Annotated in this window: 20 protein-coding genes and 1 other annotated feature; of the genes, 19 read left to right on the top strand and 1 reads right to left on the bottom strand. The window is 30.7% G+C overall.

Features of this window, described 5'->3' with window-relative positions; translation table 11 throughout:
• The first annotated feature begins 2 nt into the window (after positions 1 to 2).
• The 9 genes from rplQ to K7H06_RS16340 all read left to right on the top strand — a co-directional run bounded on the left by rplQ (position 3) and on the right by K7H06_RS16340 (position 8,047).
• The gene (gene rplQ / locus K7H06_RS16380; RefSeq protein ID WP_223037104.1) at positions 3 to 344 is read left to right on the top strand and encodes a 50S ribosomal protein L17; all 342 of its coding nucleotides are present in this window, start codon (positions 3 to 5) and stop codon (positions 342 to 344) included.
• Positions 345 to 486: 142 nt separating this feature from the next.
• Positions 487 to 739, top strand: a binding site (T-box leader).
• A 272-nt stretch (positions 740 to 1,011) separates the two neighbouring features.
• Positions 1,012 to 1,533, top strand: coding sequence for a tryptophan transporter (locus K7H06_RS16375; protein ID WP_223037103.1), 522 nt, complete (start codon positions 1,012 to 1,014; stop codon positions 1,531 to 1,533).
• Between the two features lie 346 nt (positions 1,534 to 1,879).
• On the top strand, positions 1,880 to 2,713 hold the full coding sequence (locus tag K7H06_RS16370; protein WP_223037102.1) for an energy-coupling factor transporter ATPase: 834 nt from the start codon (positions 1,880 to 1,882) through the stop codon (positions 2,711 to 2,713).
• Entirely contained in the window at positions 2,704 to 3,558 is an 855-nt protein-coding gene (locus K7H06_RS16365) for an energy-coupling factor transporter ATPase (protein ID WP_223037101.1), read from the top strand. Before K7H06_RS16370 ends, K7H06_RS16365 begins: the two co-directional genes overlap by 10 nt.
• Before the next feature lies 1 nt (position 3,559).
• Complete coding sequence (locus K7H06_RS16360; protein WP_223037100.1) at positions 3,560 to 4,357, top strand: energy-coupling factor transporter transmembrane component T family protein; 798 nt, start codon at positions 3,560 to 3,562, stop codon at positions 4,355 to 4,357.
• 473 nt (positions 4,358 to 4,830) lie between these two features.
• Positions 4,831 to 5,571 (top strand): tRNA pseudouridine(38-40) synthase TruA, encoded by a 741-nt coding sequence (truA, locus tag K7H06_RS16355; protein ID WP_223037099.1) that lies wholly within the window; start codon positions 4,831 to 4,833, stop codon positions 5,569 to 5,571.
• A gap of 132 nt (positions 5,572 to 5,703) precedes the next feature.
• A complete protein-coding gene (rplM, locus tag K7H06_RS16350) occupies positions 5,704 to 6,132 on the top strand; it encodes a 50S ribosomal protein L13 (protein WP_223037098.1) in 429 nt (142 codons plus the stop codon).
• Positions 6,133 to 6,157: 25 nt separating this feature from the next.
• Positions 6,158 to 6,550 carry a 30S ribosomal protein S9 gene (gene rpsI, locus K7H06_RS16345; protein ID WP_223037097.1) on the top strand — a complete coding sequence of 131 codons (393 nt, stop codon included), beginning with the start codon at positions 6,158 to 6,160 and terminating at the stop codon, positions 6,548 to 6,550.
• A 321-nt stretch (positions 6,551 to 6,871) separates the two neighbouring features.
• Entirely contained in the window at positions 6,872 to 8,047 is a 1,176-nt protein-coding gene (locus tag K7H06_RS16340; protein ID WP_223037096.1) for an AI-2E family transporter, read from the top strand.
• A gap of 120 nt (positions 8,048 to 8,167) precedes the next feature.
• Here K7H06_RS16340 and K7H06_RS16335 read toward each other — a convergent pair whose 3' ends face one another.
• Complete coding sequence (locus K7H06_RS16335; RefSeq protein WP_223037095.1) at positions 8,168 to 8,326, bottom strand: aspartyl-phosphate phosphatase Spo0E family protein; 159 nt, start codon at positions 8,324 to 8,326, stop codon at positions 8,168 to 8,170.
• A 253-nt stretch (positions 8,327 to 8,579) separates the two neighbouring features.
• On the opposite strand from K7H06_RS16335, the gene K7H06_RS16330 reads away from it, so the two are divergent.
• From K7H06_RS16330 to K7H06_RS16285, 10 genes are all read left to right on the top strand, one after another.
• Complete coding sequence (locus K7H06_RS16330; RefSeq protein ID WP_223037094.1) at positions 8,580 to 8,909, top strand: MazG-like family protein; 330 nt, start codon at positions 8,580 to 8,582, stop codon at positions 8,907 to 8,909.
• Between the two features lie 52 nt (positions 8,910 to 8,961).
• Positions 8,962 to 10,086, top strand: coding sequence for a gluzincin family metallopeptidase (locus tag K7H06_RS16325; protein ID WP_223037093.1), 1,125 nt, complete (start codon positions 8,962 to 8,964; stop codon positions 10,084 to 10,086).
• Positions 10,087 to 10,297: 211 nt separating this feature from the next.
• On the top strand, positions 10,298 to 11,008 hold the full coding sequence (cwlD, locus tag K7H06_RS16320; RefSeq protein WP_223037092.1) for an N-acetylmuramoyl-L-alanine amidase CwlD: 711 nt from the start codon (positions 10,298 to 10,300) through the stop codon (positions 11,006 to 11,008).
• Between the two features lie 664 nt (positions 11,009 to 11,672).
• The gene (locus K7H06_RS16315; RefSeq protein ID WP_223037091.1) at positions 11,673 to 11,918 is read left to right on the top strand and encodes a (2Fe-2S) ferredoxin domain-containing protein; all 246 of its coding nucleotides are present in this window, start codon (positions 11,673 to 11,675) and stop codon (positions 11,916 to 11,918) included.
• A gap of 2 nt (positions 11,919 to 11,920) precedes the next feature.
• Positions 11,921 to 13,645, top strand: a complete 1,725-nt coding sequence (locus K7H06_RS16310) for a [Fe-Fe] hydrogenase large subunit C-terminal domain-containing protein (protein ID WP_223037090.1) — start codon at positions 11,921 to 11,923, stop codon at positions 13,643 to 13,645.
• Positions 13,642 to 14,811 (top strand): SpoIIE family protein phosphatase, encoded by a 1,170-nt coding sequence (locus K7H06_RS16305; protein WP_223037089.1) that lies wholly within the window; start codon positions 13,642 to 13,644, stop codon positions 14,809 to 14,811. The genes K7H06_RS16310 and K7H06_RS16305 overlap by 4 nt, the downstream gene beginning before the upstream one ends.
• Before the next feature lie 14 nt (positions 14,812 to 14,825).
• Complete coding sequence (locus K7H06_RS16300; RefSeq protein WP_223037088.1) at positions 14,826 to 16,292, top strand: 4Fe-4S dicluster domain-containing protein; 1,467 nt, start codon at positions 14,826 to 14,828, stop codon at positions 16,290 to 16,292.
• Positions 16,293 to 16,573: 281 nt separating this feature from the next.
• Positions 16,574 to 18,124 (top strand): spore germination protein, encoded by a 1,551-nt coding sequence (locus K7H06_RS16295; RefSeq protein ID WP_223037087.1) that lies wholly within the window; start codon positions 16,574 to 16,576, stop codon positions 18,122 to 18,124.
• Positions 18,125 to 18,128: 4 nt separating this feature from the next.
• Positions 18,129 to 19,286 carry a Ger(x)C family spore germination protein gene (locus K7H06_RS16290; RefSeq protein WP_223037086.1) on the top strand — a complete coding sequence of 386 codons (1,158 nt, stop codon included), beginning with the start codon at positions 18,129 to 18,131 and terminating at the stop codon, positions 19,284 to 19,286.
• A 3-nt stretch (positions 19,287 to 19,289) separates the two neighbouring features.
• A complete protein-coding gene (locus tag K7H06_RS16285; RefSeq protein ID WP_223037085.1) occupies positions 19,290 to 19,499 on the top strand; it encodes a hypothetical protein in 210 nt (69 codons plus the stop codon).
• Positions 19,500 to 19,506 lie beyond the last annotated feature (7 nt).

The following is a 19,506-nucleotide window of genomic DNA, read 5'->3' as shown; positions in this document are numbered from 1 at the left end:
ACATGGCAGGACATCGTAAACTAGGCCGTCCAACAGGGCATAGAAATCTAATGCTTAGAAATCTTGTTACAAGCCTGTTAAAAGAAGGTCGTATTAAAACTACTGATACAAGAGCAAAAGAAACACGTAAGCTTGCAGAAAAAATGATTACTCTTGGAAAAAGAGGAGATTTACATGCAAGACGTCAAGCACTTTCTTTTGTATTAGATGAAACAGTAGTAAAAAAAGTATTTGATGAAATCGCACCAAAGTATCAAGAGAGAAATGGTGGATATACAAGAATCTTAAAGCTAGGACCTCGTAGAGGAGACGCAGCTGAAATGGTTATCATAGAATTAGTATAGTGAGATAAGGGATTAAGTGAATAACTTAGTCCCTTTTATTTTATTATATAAGAGCGTGTAAACTGTTTTGCTTTTTCAAATTTTCATAAAAAATGTTTGACTTTTTTTGAAATATAGATTAAAATAATTTTAACTTAAAATTCGCAATTCTTAGAGCAGGAGTAGTAGTCAGAATATCTAACTTACAGCGAGTCGGAGATAGTGGAAGTCCGATGGGAGGGTGTCTGGTGAATGGACCTGGGAGAAGCTTGGTGAAAATTTATAGAGTAGCTTAAGCCGGGGGTTTCCCGTTATAGAAACAGGATATCGAGAAAAATCTCCGTATCTAATAAGTGAGATAGTTTTTACTATCTAATTAGGGTGGTACCGCGAAAGAACAGCTTTTCGTCCCTTTATAGGGATGAAGGGCTTTTTTTACGTTATAGGAAATTATAAAATTTTAAAATTGTGGATAGTTATTACAAAGTACAATTGTTTGGACAGCTTTGAGCAAAGGAAAATTCAAAAGTAAGTTTTGAATTTTCGTTGGCGAGATGAGCATATGCCATAGCATAATGCGAATTTTTTATTTGAATTTTTAGGGAGGTGGTCAGTATGTTGTGAACAATAGATGAAGTAGATTGGAAATATAAAAATAAAAAAATACAAAAAAGAGGAGATGTTTATCATGAATTTAAGAAAAAATATATTAACAGCATTACTGATTGCCATAGGATTTATTTTGCGTCAAATTATACCTGGTGTGATTGCTGGAATGAAATTTGATTTAATGTTATCTGTTATATTTGTTTGTATTTTTATCAATAAAGAATTTAAAAATGTAATTCTTACTGCTTTTTTAGGTGGAATGATTACAGCCATGACAACTACATTCCCAGGAGGACAATTGCCCAATATAGTTGATAAGTTTATAACTTGTATAATCGTATATTTTATAGTCAAAATAATGGGAGAAAGAATAAATAATATAATTTATGTAGGAATAATAAGCTTCATTGGAACGCTCATTAGTGGTAGTGTATTTTTAACAGCTGCTAGCTTTATTGTAGGTCTTCCTGCTTCTTTTAAAGTACTATTTATGGGAATTGTGTTACCTACTGCCTTTGCAAATATATTAATGACGATAATCATTTATAAAGCTGTAAAGATTGCGTTAAGAGTATCAGGAATTAATATTGTTCATCAATAAAAGTAAGCTATTATAAAAGTTAAGGATCAATATTATGAAAGATACAATATGGTAAGAAATGTTATTTGTGCTATAAGGATGAACATGACCTGTATTAATGAAGAAAGTAAAAATTGAAGTTGTACAGCTATATAACTTCAATTTTATGAATATAGAAATTGTATAGTCCTTGTATAGAAAGAATCATGTATTTATAGAAAATATAAGCATATTGAAATTAATATTCACAGAGGTATAAATAAAAGGTATAATATTATAGTGTATATAGTGTATTTATTGCAACATGGGCATAAAAATTTATAGTTCACATACCTATAAGGGGATAATATATGGATAAGGTGATTTTATGGAAAATATTATAGAAATACAGGATCTAGTCTATGAATATAGAAAAGATGAAGAAGAAAAAGTTAAGGCACTAAAGAATGTTTTTTTAAAAGTAAAAAAAGGTGAGTTCTTAGTAGTTATTGGCCATAATGGCTCAGGAAAATCAACAATGGCAAAACATATGAATGCGCTACTGCTTCCAAGTGGTGGAAAGGTTTATGTGAGAGGTTTAGATACTTTAAAAGAGGAAAATACTTGGGATATACGACAAACTGCAGGAATGGTATTTCAAAATCCTGATAATCAAATTGTAGCAACTGTTGTAGAAGAAGATGTAGCCTTTGGACTTGAAAACTTAGGGGTTGAACCAAAAGAAATACGAAAAAGAGTAGAAGAGTCCCTAGAGGCTGTAGGAATGATAGAATTTAGAAAGAAAGGTCCTCATCTATTATCAGGAGGGCAAAAGCAGAGAATTGCTATTGCAGGGGTTATTGCCATGAAACCAGAATGTATTATTCTAGATGAACCTACTGCAATGCTTGATCCAGTGGGAAGAAAAGAGGTTATGGATACTATCCTAAAGCTCAATAAAGAAGAAGGTATTACTATTGTTCATATTACTCATTTTATGGATGAAGCTGTAAATGCTGATCGGGTTGTGGTAATGGAAGAAGGAAATATCGTATTAGAAGGATCGCCAAAAGAAGTATTTTCACAAGTAGATACCTTAAAGAAATTAGGCTTAGATGTACCTCAAGTAACAGAGCTTGCAGACCAACTTAAGAAAGAAGGAATTCATATTCCAACAAATATATTAACAGTAGATGAGATGGTGAAGTATTTATGTCAATAGTAATTGAAAATTTAACACATATATATAATCAAAATAGTCCTTTTGAAGCAACAGCACTCAACGATGTAAGTTTAACCGTTGAAAAGGGAGAATTTATAGGTCTTATTGGACATACTGGCTCTGGCAAATCTACACTTATACAACATTTGAATGGGTTACTTAAACCTACAGCAGGCAAAATTATTATTAATGGATTTGATATTACTAAAAAGGATGTATCCCTTAAAGAGATAAGGAAAAAAGTTGGGCTAGTATTTCAATATCCAGAGCATCAGCTTTTTGAAGAAACTATTTATAAGGATGTAGCATTTGGGCCTACTAACTTAGGACTTGATGAAAAAGAAATTGAAAATAGAGTAAAAGAAGCCATTGAGCTTGTAGGACTTTCTTATGAGGAAATAAAGGATCGCTCTCCTTTTGAACTTAGTGGAGGACAAAAAAGAAGAGTAGCCATAGCAGGTGTTATTGCAATGAAACCTGAGGTATTAATATTAGACGAGCCTACAGCAGGTCTTGATCCTAGGGCGAGAGATGAAATTTTAAATCAGATAAAAAGCCTTCACGAAAAATACAAAATGACTATTATACTAGTGTCCCATAGTATGGAAGACATTGCAAGACTGGTAGATAGGATTATTGTTATGCATAAGGGAAATGTGGTATTAACAGGAAAGCCTAGGGAAGTTTTTAAAAGTGCAGAATTTCTAAAAAGTGTTGGACTGGGTGTGCCTCAGATTACTTATCTCATGAAAAAGCTTAAATCTATGGGAATGTCAGTAAAAGAAGAGATCTTTACAGTGGAAGATGCAAAAAATGAAATATTAAAGATAATGGGGAGAAAATAAAATGCTAAGAGATATTACAATAGGACAATATTATCCAGCAAGTTCAATCATACACAGGTTGGATCCAAGAGTAAAGATTCTCTCAACATTTATGTATATTGCTTCACTATTTATTGTGAAAGATTTTTCAGCATATATATATGTACTATTTTTTTTAGGAACAACCATTTTCTTATCGAAAGTACCTTTAAAGTATATGATTAAAGGTCTTAAGCCACTATTTTTAATTATTATTTTGACCTTTAGTATTAATATTTTTATGACAAAAGGAGAAATAATATATCAATTAGGACCATTTGATATTACCTTAGAAGGTGTTCATCAAGCTGTTTTTATGGGTACAAGATTGATTCTTCTTATTATAGGAACTTCAATATTAACCCTTACAACATCACCTATACAGCTTACAGATGGTATAGAAAAGCTTCTTAATCCATTTAAAAGAATAGGTGTACCAGCTCATGAATTAGCTATGATGATGACCATTGCTTTAAGATTTATTCCTACACTTTTGGAGGAGACGGATAAAATTATGAAAGCTCAGATGGCAAGGGGTGCTGATTTTGAGAGTGGTAATATATTAAGTCGTGCAAAAAGCTTGGTTCCTTTATTAGTGCCTCTTTTTATTAGTGCTTTTAGAAGAGCAGATGAATTGGCTATGGCTATGGAAGCTAGGTGCTATAGAGGTGGAGAAAATAGAACAAGAATGAGAGAATTGTCTCTTCATAGGAGAGATTTTTTAGCGGGCATGTTTACATGTATAGTATTTGCAGCTATACTTTTAGATCGATTTATATAAGTATAGGAATAATGATTTAAATGCACAGATTCTTTTGCTATAGTGAGAGAATCTGTTGTGTTATTTAAGACTCAATAGTAGAATATCATGACTTAAGTTTAATGATTTTAGAAAGTATATATTTAATAGAATTGAATTTGCATATAGGAGGCGAATTTTATGTTTAAGAAAGATACAATCAAGGGTTTTATACTTGGTTTTATAACTTATTTTGTATTATCATTTATTTTAGATTTATTTGGAGTAAATACTATAATTGTTAAAAGCATCATTGTTATTATTATATTAATAATTTATTTTATAATACAATCACAGAAGAAAAATAATAAGTCGTGATCTTCATATATTGTGACTATTTTTTACAATATAGAAAACTATATAATACTTAAAAAATGGGAAAATTTCAAGTAAATGCTAGAAAAATTCCATTGAGTGATAAATGCTATAAAAAGATCAATGATAAAGGTGAGTATATGAAAAATGTAAAACTAACAATCCAATATGATGGTACAAATTTTAGTGGTTGGCAAATACAGCCTAATGCAAGAACGGTGCAGGAGGAGATCGAAAAGGCTTTAACGAAAATAATGAAAAAGCCTATAAAGATTAATGGTTCAGGTAGAACGGATGCAGGGGTTCATGCAATGGGTCAGATAGCTAATTTTTATGAGGAGTTTACTATGCCTATTGAGAAAATTCCTATAGCATTAAATGCTCTATTGCCACAGGATATATCTATTAGAGAGGCGGTAGAAGTACCACGAGATTTTCATGCTAGATACAATGCTAAAGGGAAAAAATATATATATAAGATTTATAATAATAAGATACGTAATCCACTTCTTTTTAACTATACATATTTTGTAACATATGATTTAGATCTAGAAAAAATGAAAGAAGCTACAAATTATTTTATTGGGGAACATAATTTTAAAAGCTTTATGGCATCAGGAAGTAGCATAGTAAATACAGTAAGAACTATTCATGAATTGAATTTATACGAAAAAGATGAACTGTTGATTCTAGAAGCAAAAGGAAATGGCTTTTTATATAATATGGTAAGAATTATAGCAGGTACTTTAGTGGATGTAGGAAGAGGAAAAATAAAATTAAAAGATTTACCTGTGATTATTAAATCTTGTAAAAGAGAGAAGGCTGGTCATACGGCACCGCCACAAGGATTATATCTTGCAAAAGTTTTTTATCAAAGCTAGATTATTCCTTGACACACACGGATACATGTAATATAATAATTTGGTAATGTGCATATTAAAAAAACCACTAGCCCCGGTTTTTTTAAATATAGACGTGATAAATTATGAAAAGTAGTGCTAGGAGGGAAATACATGAAATCATTCGTTGCTAAGCCACATGAAGTAGAAAGAAAGTGGTATGTAGTGGACGCTGAGGGAAAGACATTAGGTCGCTTAGCTTCACAAGTTGCATCAATTTTAAGAGGAAAAAACAAACCAACATATACACCACACGTTGATACAGGAGATTATGTAATCATCATCAATGCAGAAAAAGTTGAAGTAACAGGAAAGAAAATGGATCAAAAGATGTATAGACATCATACAGGTTATGTAGGTCATATGAAAGAAATGACTTATAAGCAATTATTACAAAAGCATCCTGAAAGAATTATTGAATTTGCTGTAAAAGGAATGCTTCCAAAGAATAGTTTAGGAAGACAAATGTTTAAAAAGTTAAAAGTATACAGTGGTGTTGAGCATAATCATGACGCTCAAAAGCCAGAAATATTAGATATATAAGTTTGATAGGGAAGGAGGAAATATAATGGCTAAAGTACAATACTACGGAACAGGTAGAAGAAAAACTTCTATTGCTAGAGTTAGATTAGTTCCTGGAGAAGGAAAAATTACAATCAACGGAAGAGATATAGATAATTTCTTTAATTATGAAACATTAAAAAGAGACGTAAGAATGCCTCTTGCACTTACTGAAACTGAAGGTAAGTTTGACGTTATAGCAAAAGTTCATGGTGGTGGATTCACAGGACAAGCTGGAGCGTTAAGACATGGTATTTCAAGAGCCTTATTAAAAGCTGAAGGAGAGCTTAGACCTATCCTTAAAAAAGCAGGTTTCTTAACAAGAGATCCAAGAATGAAAGAAAGAAAGAAATACGGATTAAAGAAAGCAAGACGTGCACCACAGTTCTCAAAAAGATAATATTTTTTATCTTCGAATTATTTATATATGGAAACAAGAAACACTACTTAGTTTACGACTGAGTAGTGTTTTATACTTTCTAGTAAAATAGGAAACTAAAAAATGTGGATCATTAATCTATAATATATATGGAAAGTTTTTAAAGGTAAAAAATTTTAATGTGCTGATAAGTTTAAATGATATATGTATAATTTGAAAACTGAAGATATGATTTGATCAAAGAACAAAAGTTAAAATTTCGTAGAAGCTATTTGTGTCAACTATAGCTAAAATGGATACAATTATATATAATAAACCTATTAAAGAAAAGGGGGTGTTTGGATGAAGGGGTGGTATAAGAGGCAAAAGTTTGGACATTATATGAATCTATTCATAGTGATTATTTTTTCCATTATATTTTATAAGTTTATGGATAATATGAATGATTTATATTATTCTATTTCTGTAAAAATGGGAACCATTATAAGTGTATTAAAACCGTTTATAGCAGCTGTACTCATTGCATATATTCTAAATCCAATGGTTAAGTGGTTCGAATTCAATTTACTGACTAAAATTTCAAAATTTAAAGAAAATACGAAGTATAATCGATTGATTAGTACAGTCCTTGTATTTATATTATTTATATTATTTATAGTAATAGTCATATCTTTGGTTGTTCCAAGAATTGCTATGAGTATTAAAGATTTGTTGAGTACCCTTCCCACATTTATAGAAGATCATGAACACAGAATTGTGAATTGGATTGATGATTTATATGCACAAGATATATATAATATCGAAGAGGAGTTACAAAAAAATATTAATGAGTTATTTCGTAAAGGAAGTCAAATATTTAAGGCTAGTTTAACCAATTTACTGTTTAGTATTATTGCTATTACCTCAAGGACATTAAATATTCTTTTATCATTGGTCGTTTCTTTTTATATTTTGATTGATAAAGATAAATTGTTAAAAAATGCAGAAAGATTTTTGAGAGCAATATTTGATGATGATTATGTAGATCATTTTAAGAAGTTTTGCAAAGAAGCAGATCATACTTTTGTAAAATTTGTTATAGGAAAATCTATTGATTCATTTATTATTGGATTAATTGCTTTAGGTGTATTATATTTGATGAAAAGCCCATATGCATTGTTAATTGGGATTATGGTAATGATTTCAAATATGATTCCTTATTTTGGACCTTTTATAGGTGCAATTATTGGGTTTATTTTTGTAGCTTTTGTTAGTATAAAAAAAGCCTTGTGGGTACTTCTTTTCCTTATGTTATTGCAACAATTTGACGGATTATATTTAGGACCTAAAATATTAGGAGATAAAATGGGTGTTAGTCCACTTTGGATTATATTTTCGATTGTTTTAGGAGGAAGTTTGTTTGGTGTAATGGGTATGTTTTTAGGTGTTCCAGCTATATCCGTAATTATTATGGCTATCAGGCGATTTGTAAATAAAAGATTAGAAGAAAAGAAAAATAAAACATTGACTTCAAAATAAGCAGACTGTGTTGTCTGCTTTATATTTTTACTTATTACGAAAGTAGATTGTAGGAGCATAGAGAAACTTACAGTATGGATTTTTATTGAAGTAAAGAAAAAAAGAAACCGTGAAGGTTTCTTAAGATAATGTTTGCATATATTCTACAATCAATGTATCAAGTTTTTGACTACATTTGATAATATCCTTTTCTAGTAAATTGTAATGCTTGGTACTTAGCAGTGTACATAATTCTACATTTGTTTCTTCAATCCTCTTCTTTAGCTCAGTTCCTGACATTTTTCTTCCCCCTTTTCAAAAAATGACAAAAAACTCAAAAAGTCTCTCGATTAACAAGAGATTATGTAGAGTTTAGTAAAAAAATGCAAATAATTAAAAAAATATGAATAAATAGAAAACTTTAATAAAATTATATATGAATATGGCGAAAAAATCAAGAGAAGCTTAAAAATGTTTTTGAAATACTTTGTTTAGCTTAAAAAAAAGTATAAAATAGATAGAGAAAAATATAATCTAGAAGGGAGAAAAAATAATGGATCAATATACAACTTTTAAGCAGATTAGTTTACCGAAATTAAATAATCTACAGCCAGGTCTTGAATCTACTTGCTTAAAGCTAATGGAAGAAGCTGGAGAATTGGCACAGGCAATAGGAAAATTTAGAGGAATGAATGGCGAAAAAGTTAATTTAAAAGAAAAGGAAGTCGTGGAAATGATTAGTAATGAGCTTTTAGATGTGGCTCAAGTTGCAGTATCCATGATGTTTGTACTTGAAGAAGAATATGGGATTAGTATAAAAGAAAAGGTAGATGACCATATTAACAAATTGGTGAAAAAAGGGTATATCAAAGTAGAAGGGTAAAAGATGATTTATTAAAAAACTGTCTACAAATTGGTTTCAATAAGGGGAGAAAATGAGAAAATATTTATTATTAATTGTTTTGAGTTTAATATTATTGTGTACAGGATGTGTCAAGAAAGAAATAAAAGGGGAAATACAAGATTTTGTTCAGAAGCAAGAAAGATCTGTAAATGAAAAGGATTTAGAAAGTTATATGAATACCATTTCTAAAGAGGAGTCTCAGTATTTAGCAGAGAAAAAAAGCTGGATGAGAGATATTCAGGAGAATAAGATTGAAGATTATACCTTAAATGTAGAAAAAATAAAAATATTGGATACGGCTAAAGTTTGTTTAAATCTTAGACAAAGCTATCAATATGAAGGAAAAAAATATAACATAGAGTTCCCTTTAGTATTAGTGAAGGAAGACGACCAGTGGAAGGATCATGATCTATTATTTGATGAAATAGATACCCAACATTTCAAAATAAAATATCTTAAGAATTTAGAAAAATATGCAATGTATATAAAAAGTGCTTGTGAAGATGCTTATGAGAATGTTCAAAAAAGATATGGGGAGAAGATAGAGGGGTATACGACTATAAAGCTATATGAAGATAAAGAATTATTAAGACAATCGGTAAAGCTTTCTTTTTCCTGGCAATTTGGAGGATGGTATGAATATCCAGAATCTATTAAGACAACAGAATTTAAAAATGAAGAAACCTATAGAAAAATTTTAGAACATGAATTGATTCATAAAATTACTATAAAAAAGTCAAATAATAATATGCCTTATTGGTTTACAGAGGGGCTAGCTGTTTATTTTGCTAATTTTCCTAATGAACTAAAAGATTATCAGACAAAAGAATATTATCTAAATACTTATAAGGATTATAAAATAGATATCCTTAAACTTGAAAAAGCTAATCTTGAAAAAATGGAAGATTCTAAAAGCATTAATTGTTATTATGATAGTGCTGGAATGATTGTAAAATTTATGGTAGAGACATATGGTCTTGAGAAAGTGAAGAAAATAGTAGAGGAATTAGGAAAATTTCCTTATGATGAAGGTACAGGTTCTGAGGTAAATGAGAAGTCTATAGAAAGATTTCATCTGGTTGTAGAAAGAATATTAGGCATGAGTGTAGAGGAATTGAATAAAGAATGGGTTCAGTTCATTTATGAAACAGAGTGAAAACTCTGTTTTTTCTTTTTTATAGTTTTTCTGTTTCATATATTTTTTTCTATTGAATAGGATTAAATATAGATATGTAAATTAAAAAACAAGTGTCAATAAATAGATTTGAGGGCATAAATGAGGACTTTAAAATTTAATCTTACGCCATGATAAATCACGAGATTAAAATTCAAATTGATAGATCTATAGAAAACAAGGAGGTTAAAAAATGAGAGTATTAATTATAAGGAAAAAATGGCTTATAGGAGTAGTGATTTTTATAATGGCCATTATTTTTACTCTTTGTATGAATACAGTATTAGAAACGTCAAAGACTATGACTTTGAATAAAGTGATTATAATAGATGCAGGTCATGGAGGGATAGATGGAGGGGCTGTTGGAAAAAATGGTGTTTTAGAGAGCAAGATTAATCTTGAGATTGCACTAAGAGTAAGAAAATTATTAGAGCAGGATGGTGCAATTGTTCTTTTAACAAGGGATCAAGATATGGGATTATATTCTGATGATGGAACTATAAGAAAGAAGAAAAATGAAGATTTAAAGAATAGAAAAAAGCTAAGAGATGAAAGTGAGGCAGATATATTTGTCAGTATTCATATGAATAGTTTTAGTGAGTCAAAATACTATGGGGCTCAAACTTTCTATCCTAAGAATTCAGACGAAAGCAAAAGGCTTGCAGAACTCATGCAGGAAGAATTTATCAGAGTTCTTGATAATGGAAATAAGCGAGTAGCAAAACAAAAGAGTGATATATATTTGTTAAAACAATGCAGTATGCCAACGGTTTTAGTGGAATGTGGTTTTTTATCTAATCCTACAGAAGAAAGATTATTTCAGGATGAGAAATATCAAGAGAAGGTAGCATGGAGTATTTATATTGGTATTCTTAGATATTTTCGTGAAGATGTAAAGAGCTAAATAATCTTTAAGATGGAATGAAGATTATAATTTGCAAAGATTCAAAGTTATACGACATTAATAAGCAAGAAATGTTGTGGATAAAATGTGAATAAAGTTTTCAGAATACTTCAAAACTCAGTAAAATCAATGGTTGTATAGATGTATAGTTATCCACAAAATTATCCATAGTTCCTAATTTTTCTCCATATGGATATGTGGACAAGCATGAAAAAATTTCAAAATGTATTCAAATATAGCCTGTTAAGAGAGAAAGGTTATGCACAATATTTATCCACATTCACATAAAAATGTGGATAAATATTTTAAATAAAGGAATGAAAATGAAGAAAACTTTATTTGAAATTGTCCAATGTAATAGAAGGATATTTCCCTTCATATAATGAAATATTAGGGAGGGGATTAATTGAAAAAGTGGATTCTTTGGGTAGGAATATGTATTTTATGTATTGCAGTATTATTATATGTAGATAAGATGATGTGATGAAGAGTCTTTTAAAAAGACTTTTTCTTTTTATGGATATATATGTATAAATAAAAAATCTTATAAAACGTTGATAAATTTTTAACGAGATAGTATACTGAGGGTAGAATTGAAAGATAAAATTTATAGGTATAAATAGTTTCTCAATAAATAATCCATACAAAGAAGGGAGTGGCAAGGATGGTAACGATTCATGTATGTATAGGAAGTGCCTGTCATTTGAAAGGAGCATACAATGTTATTCATGGGCTACAAAAAATTGTAGATGAAAGAAATTTAGCTGATCAGATAACAATCAAAGCAGAGTTTTGTCTTGGTGAATGTACGAAGGCTGTTTCAGTAAAAGTAAATGATAGCCCTATTCTTTCAGTGGATGAAAACAAAGTAGAAGCATTTTTTGAGGAATTTGTTCTTGGGAGGTTATAAAAGTGAGCATCTTGAATTTTTCACAGGCGAATTGTAAAAATTGTTATAAGTGCTTACGGGTTTGTCCTGTGAAGGCAATAAAAATTAAAAATGAACAAGCAGAAATTGTTGAGGATTTGTGTATTGGATGTGGACAATGTTTAGTTGTTTGTCCTCAAAATGCTAGACAAATTAAAAGTGACCTTCAGGAAGTCAAAGATGCAATAAAAAGCAAAAGAAAAGTGGTTGCTAGTATTGCGCCCACCTTTGCTGGAGCATTTTCTATGACGGATGCAAGACAAATTGTATCTGCTTTAAACGTTTTAGGTTTTTCTATTGTTGAAGAAACTGCTATTGGAGCAGAAATCGTTGCAAAATTATATAAAAAGTATTTAGATTCAGGTAAATATAAAAATTTGATTACCACTAGTTGTCCTTCAGGAAATTATTTAGTAGAAAAATATTTTCCATCCTTGATAAAATATTTAGCTCCTGTTGTTTCACCAATGATTGCCCATGGAAAATTATTGAAACATGAATATGGTATGGATAGTTATACTGTATTTATTGGACCTTGTACAGGGAAAAAAATAGAATCTATTAATTTTCAACATAAAGGTACCATTGATGCAGTACTTACTTTTGAAGAATTAACAAAATGGTTAGAGGAAGAAAATATCATTTTAAGTGACCTTGTGCCTAAGCCTTTTGATGGAGATAGTTCAAAGAAAGGATGTGGATTTCCTTTAGAAGGAGGCGTTTTAAAAAGCTTTCTAAATGAGGATAAAACAAAATATGAAGTGATTAAGGTGGATGGAATCGATCAATGTATGAAAATATTTCAATCTATAGAAAATGATCATATAGAAAATGTTTGTATAGAAGTAAATACTTGTAGAGGAAGTTGTGTAGGCGGATCAGGAATGCCTAAAGAGGAAAAAGATTTTTATAAGAGCCAGAGAAAAATAAAGGAATATGTAAAAAGTAAAAAAGATTCTTTGACTGATGAAAACTATAAAGATTTAGAGCATATTGAGTTTTCAAAGAAATTTTTTGATAGAAATATAGACAAGAAAAAAGCAAGTGAAGAAGAAATTATAGGCATTCTAAGAAAGATAGGAAAGTATGAACCAGAGGATGAGCTAAATTGTGGTGGATGTGGTTATAATACATGTCGAGAAAAGGCTCAAGCTGTATATGAAGGAATGGCAGAGCTGAATATGTGCCTTCCTTTTATGAGAAGTAAAGCAGAGCGCTTAACCAATGTGATATTTGAAAATACACCCAATATTATTATCTTGGTAGATGAAGAAATGCATGTGAAAGAATTCAATCCAACAGCAGAAAGAATTTTTAATATAAAGGCAGAAGAAATAAAGGATAAACCAATATCTGTGATTATGGATGAAAATATGTTTCGAAAAGTTAAAGAAACAAAAAAAGATTTTATTGGACATAAGGTTGCTTATTCTCAATATGGTGTGGTATTATTACAAAGTATTTTATACCTAGAGAAGCAAAATGTCTTATTAGCTATTATGACAAATACTACATCAGAGGAAAAACATAAAAAAGAACTAGTTCGGGTAAAAGAAAAAACAATAGATGCAGCGCAAAAAGTTATTGAAAAGCAAATGCGTGTAGCACAAGAAATTGCAAGCCTTCTAGGAGAAACAACGGCAGAGACAAAAATTATTTTAACAAAATTAAAGCAAATCACTTTAGATGAAAATGGTGATGCCAAGTGACCTATTTTATAGATGTTGCTTTTGATAGCTTGAATAAATATGGAGAAGAGTTGTGCGGTGACAAAGTAGAAATCATAAGGACAAAGGACGGGATGATTATTGTACTAGCAGATGGGCTAGGAAGCGGTGTAAAAGCAAACATATTAGCAACCTTAACATCAAAAATTGCAGCGACTATGTTGATGGAAGGGGCAAGCCTTGATGAGACAGTAGATACGATTATGAATACTTTGCCTGTATGTAGTGTTAGAAAAATTGCTTATTCAACTTTTACAATTATAAAGATCAACAATGATGGGAGAGTATATGCTGTTGAATATGATAATCCCCCTTTATTTCTTATAAGAGAAGATGAATATATTCATATAGAAAAAAGAAGCATCCCAATGAATGAAAGAGTTATTAAAGAAAGTAATTTCACACTAAGACCTGGAGATACCCTAACTGTAGTAAGTGATGGTGTAATTCATGCAGGAGTAGGAGCTATACTGAACTTAGGTTGGCAGTGGGACAATGTAAAAGATCATTTGAGTAGGGTTTCAGGGAAGGAAAAGTGTGCAAAAAATGTTACCAAAAACCTGATAGAAGTATGTCAAAATCTATATGCTAATAAGCCTGGAGATGATACGACTGTAGTCACAGTGAAATTTCGAAAAGGTGAAGAAATAGATATGTTCACAGGTCCTCCTAAAGATAAGAATGATGACCCTTGTGTAATTAAAAAATTTATGGAAGGGGAAGGAAAAAAGGTTGTTTGTGGAGGAACTGCTGCAAACATTGTAGCAAGAGAATTAAAAGAAGAGTTGGTAGTAAATATGGACTTTTATGATCCAGATGTTCCCCCTACAGCGAATATAAAAGGAGTAGACCTTGTTACTGAAGGAGTTCTTACCCTTTGTAAAGTTGTAGAGAAAATAAAGAGATACATCAATGCATCTGAAACAAATGCAGCGTACAAACCAAAGGATCAAGATGGTGCATCAAGGCTGACGAAAATGCTTATCGAAGATTGTACCCATTTGAATCTATGGGTTGGAAAAGCTGTAAATCCTGCTCATCAAAATACGGATTTTCCAATTGATTTGACCATAAAATTAAAAGTAGTAGATGAGTTGATTGAGTTGATGGAAAAGTTAGGGAAACAAGTAAAATTGACATATGTATAGTGAGGAGTGTGGGGATGAGAAAATTTGAGAGTAATGTACAGCTAATAAAATATGAAGTATTAAGAGAAGTAGCTAGATTTGCTATGGAAGGAACCCTGGAAGAAAATTATGAAAAAATTCCAGAGATTATTATTAAAGGTCCAAAGCCAAGAACAAGATGTTGTATTTATAAAGAAAGAGCCATCATGATAGATCGTGTAAAGCTTGCTATGGGAGGAGATAGGAATAATCCTAATATTATAGAAATTTTAGAGATTGCATGTGATGAATGTCCTATCAATCGTTTTACTATTACAGAAGCATGTAGAGGATGTCTTGCTCATAGATGTTCAGAGGCTTGTCCTGTAGGTGCAATTTTTCATGTGGGGCAAAGGGCGTATATTAATCAGGAAAAATGTATTGAATGTGGAAGATGTAGAGATGCATGTCAATATAATGCAGTTTCTGATGTATTAAGACCTTGTAGAGGGGCTTGTCCGACGAAAGCCTTGACCATTGATACAGATAATAGAAAAGCTGTTATTGACAATGAAAAATGTATACAATGTGGAGTATGTGTTATTCAATGTCCTTTTGGTGCCATTATGGATAAATCATATATTGTGGATGTTATTGAATTATTAAAAACAAAAGAAGAAAAGGATGTTCATGTATATGCTGTAATTGCGCCTGCTATTGCAAGTCAATTCACAGAAGCAAAAATAGGTCAAGTTGTAACTGCAATCAAAAAATTAGGATTTCATGATGTAGTAGAAGCAGCTTTAGGTGCAGATATTGTAACACTTCATGAAACCCATGAGTTTGCAGAGACAATAGAAGATAAAAAAGTAATGACGAGTTCATGTTGTCCAGCTTTTGTTTCATATATCAAGAAATGTTATCCTGAATTTTTAGATAAGGTTTCTACTTCTGTTTCACCGATGATTGCTATATCTAAATTAATTAAAAAGATAGACCCTTGTGCAAAAGTAGTATTTATTGGTCCATGTATGGCAAAAAAAGCAGAAATTCAAGAACCAGATGTTAAGGGAAATACAGATTATGTTCTTACTTTTGAAGAATTATGTGCAATGATTGATGCTGCTGATGTTGATATTAAGGAATGTAGAGAAGATGTTTTAAATAATGCATCCTTCTTTGGAAGAATATTTGCAAGAACAGGTGGTCTTACAGAAGCCATCAAACATGTTATTAAAGAAGAGCATATTGAAACGGATTTCAAACCAATTTCTTGTGACGGGATTGCAGAATGTGATAAAGCATTGAAAATAGCTAAAGTAGGAAGACTTCAAGGTAATTTTATTGAGGGAATGGCCTGCAAAGGAGGCTGTATTGGAGGAGCCGCATCTCTTCATCACGGACCAAAGGATAAAAGAGAAGTAGACAACTATGGAAACTTAGCTATTGAAAAAGGCGTAAAGGATGCTCTTAGAATATTTGATATAGATAAAATTGATTTGCATCGAGATCATAAAAAATAATTGAAAAATAAAATATCTATTTTTAAAACACCTATTTTGTATAGGTGTTTTTTATTTTCTAGGAAATTATAAAATTTAAAATTTGTGGATAACTTATGATTGAAAAATCAAATGTTCAACTACTTTGAGTAAGTTTTATTACAAAAAAGTGGTTTTGTAATAAAGCTTGCGAGATGAGCATATACGATTAGCTACATGCGAATTTTTTTATGGAATAGAATTAAAGGTTGTAACAAATACTAGTAAATATCTCAGAAAATAGAATACTCGAGGGGGTTCTTATGTTTAGAATATTAAAAGATAAAATTCTAGGAACGAACAATAGAAAACAACCCAATAGAACAAAAGATATAAAATTAACAAAATCCCTTGAAAAGAATATAGAAGCATTCAAAAAAGTTATTGAGCCTAATGAAACAATTATCTTTAGACGGGTAGAAAGTAGGGATTGGAATAATTTAAAATGCTGTATGATATTCGTTGATGGAATGGTTGATAAAACAGATATTCATAAAAATATTATATTACCAATTATGAAAGCAGCAGCTCCTCAAAAATTAGAAATGGGTATGATAGATATACTGGAAAAAAAAATTATCAATGCTTCAGATGTAAAAAAGGAAAAAGATGCAAATGAAATGTTGATGAGTATTTTATCTGGAAATACAATTGTTTTGGTAGAAGGATTTACTGAGAGTTTGATCATAGATACTAAAGGATGGGAACAAAGATCCATAACAGAACCTTCTGTAGAGCAAGTAGTAAGAGGTCCTAGAGAAGGTTTTACAGAGACCATAACCACGAATTTAACTTTAATAAGAAGGAAAATATTGAGTCCAGATTTAAAATTTGAGTTTAAAGAAATTGGTGTGAGAACAAAAACAAAGGTATGTATATGTTATATGGAGACACTTGCTAATGAGAAGATCATTAAAGAGGTAAATAAAAGATTAGATGATATTCAAATAGATGCAATACTTGAATCGGGATATATAGAAGAATTTATACAAGATGAACCCTTATCCCCTTTTGCCACCATGGGGAATACAGAAAGACCAGATATTGTTGCTGCAAATTTGCTTGAGGGAAGAATTGCAATTGTTGTAGATGGAACACCTATTGTTTTAACAGTACCTTATTTGTTTATTGAATATTTTCAAGCGAATGAAGATTATTATAATACCTTTATTTTTGCCTCTTTCAATAGATTACTAAAGGTATTTGGATTTTTTTTAACAACAAGTGTACCAGCTATTTATGTAGCTTTAGTAACTTTTCATCAGGAAATGATTCCAACGCCCCTTCTTTTAAGTATTTCAGCAGCAAGGGAAGGGGTCCCATTTCCTACAATTGTAGAGGCGCTAATGTTACTCCTTGCCTTTGAAATATTAAGAGAAGGAGGCGTACGATTACCAGCTCCTATAGGTTCTACCATAGGTTTTGTTGGTGCTATTATATTGGGTCAAGCTGCTGTAGAAGCTAGATTTGTTAGTGCACCTATTGTAATTGTAATTGCTTTAACAGGGATTTCAAAATTTTTAGTGCCTAAGATGATGGGGCCCATTATTGTCCTTAGATTAGTATTTTTATTCCTTTCATCTTTTTTAGGATTGTATGGGTATATATTTGGGGTTATTGGTTTATTTATTCACTTAATGGCAATAAGATCCTTCGGTATACCCTATATGACACCTATTGGGTCTCTTAAGATGCAAGATATAAAAGATACGTTTATTAGAGCTCCTTGGTGGTATATGTATTATCGACCAAAGCTCATAGGGGATAAAAATCCTATAAGGAAGAAAGATTCAAAGATTCCAGAAAAGAGGTAAAGAAATGAAAAAAATAATCCTTATTTTCATAATATTGTTCAATGCAATCTTTACTACAGGATGCTGGAATTATAGAGAAATTAATGATATGTCAATTGCTGTGGGCATGGCAGTAGACTACGACAAAGAAAATCATAAGGTTATTTTAACAACAGAAGTGGTATATCCTATGGTAGCCAATGGAGATACAAAAATAAAACCTGAAATTATTAAAGCAAAAGGAAAAAATATTTTTGAAGCCATTAGAAATATGATCCCTTTAACGGGAAAAAAAGTGTTTTGGGCCCATGCAAAAGTAATTATTATTAGTGAGGAAGTAGCAAAAAATGAGGATATGCTCATAAGCCTTGTTGATTTTGCTAAGAGAGATGCTGAATACAGAGATGACATATGGATGATCCTATCAAAAGAAAAAACCGCCGGTGAAATTTTGAAAACAGATGTATTGGTACAAGATATTGTTTCTTTTCAATTAGAAGATATTCTTAAAAATGAAAGAGGAGTAGAAAAATATGAGGCTATCCCATTATGGAAATTTGTAGATGATTTAGCAGCTGAAGGTATTCAACCCTCTCTTCCTACAGTGAAAATAACATCCTATAAAGATAAAAAGATTGCTGAAATGTATGGAACAGGTGTTTTTAAAGGTACAAAGCTAGTAGGATGGCTTAATGGGGATGAAACAAGAAGTTTTTTATTTGTAATTGATAAGATAAAGGGAGGTGTCATCGTTGTAGAAGAAGGTACCCCTAAAGAACCTATAAGAGTAGCATTGGAAATATTTAAAAACAAGACAAAAGTAAAGTCTATATATGAAAATGGAGAATTAACCATGAAAATTAATACAGAAACAACTGTAAATATAAACGAATTAGAAAGTCAGATAGATTTTATCAATGAAAAAGGAAGAAGCAAAGTAAAAAAAGATGCTGAAAAATTGCTTGAAAGCAAAATAAAAAAGATTATAAAAAAAGTACAAAAAGAATATAATAGTGATATTTTTGGATTTGGTTCTATTGTTGAAAGAGAGCATCCAAAGGTATGGAAAGAAGTAAAAAAAGATTGGGATAAAATATTTAGAGAGTTAAAAATAGAAGTAAATTCAGAAATAAATATTAGAGGAAGTTCATTACGATCAAAACCAATTAAGGTGGGAAATTAATTTATGGTTATTTTAATTGTATTGGTGTATATAGTGATTGGTGTTATTGAAATTGTTCCATTAGTAAAGAAGAATCAAAAAAAAGAATTAATACTTTACAGTATAACTTTTGCAGCAGCATTCATTATTAGCGTACTCCTTAGTCTAGGAGTAAAAATTCCAAGTCCTGCAAAGCCTATAGAAAAAGTAGTAAAGATGGTTATTGGGAGATAGGAGATCT

This window comes from Crassaminicella profunda, assembly GCF_019884785.1.
Taxonomy (GTDB): Bacteria; Bacillota; Clostridia; order Peptostreptococcales; family Thermotaleaceae; genus Crassaminicella; species Crassaminicella profunda.
Note: the sequence above shows the minus strand (reverse complement) of the source record. Positions and strands in the feature narration are given on the sequence as shown.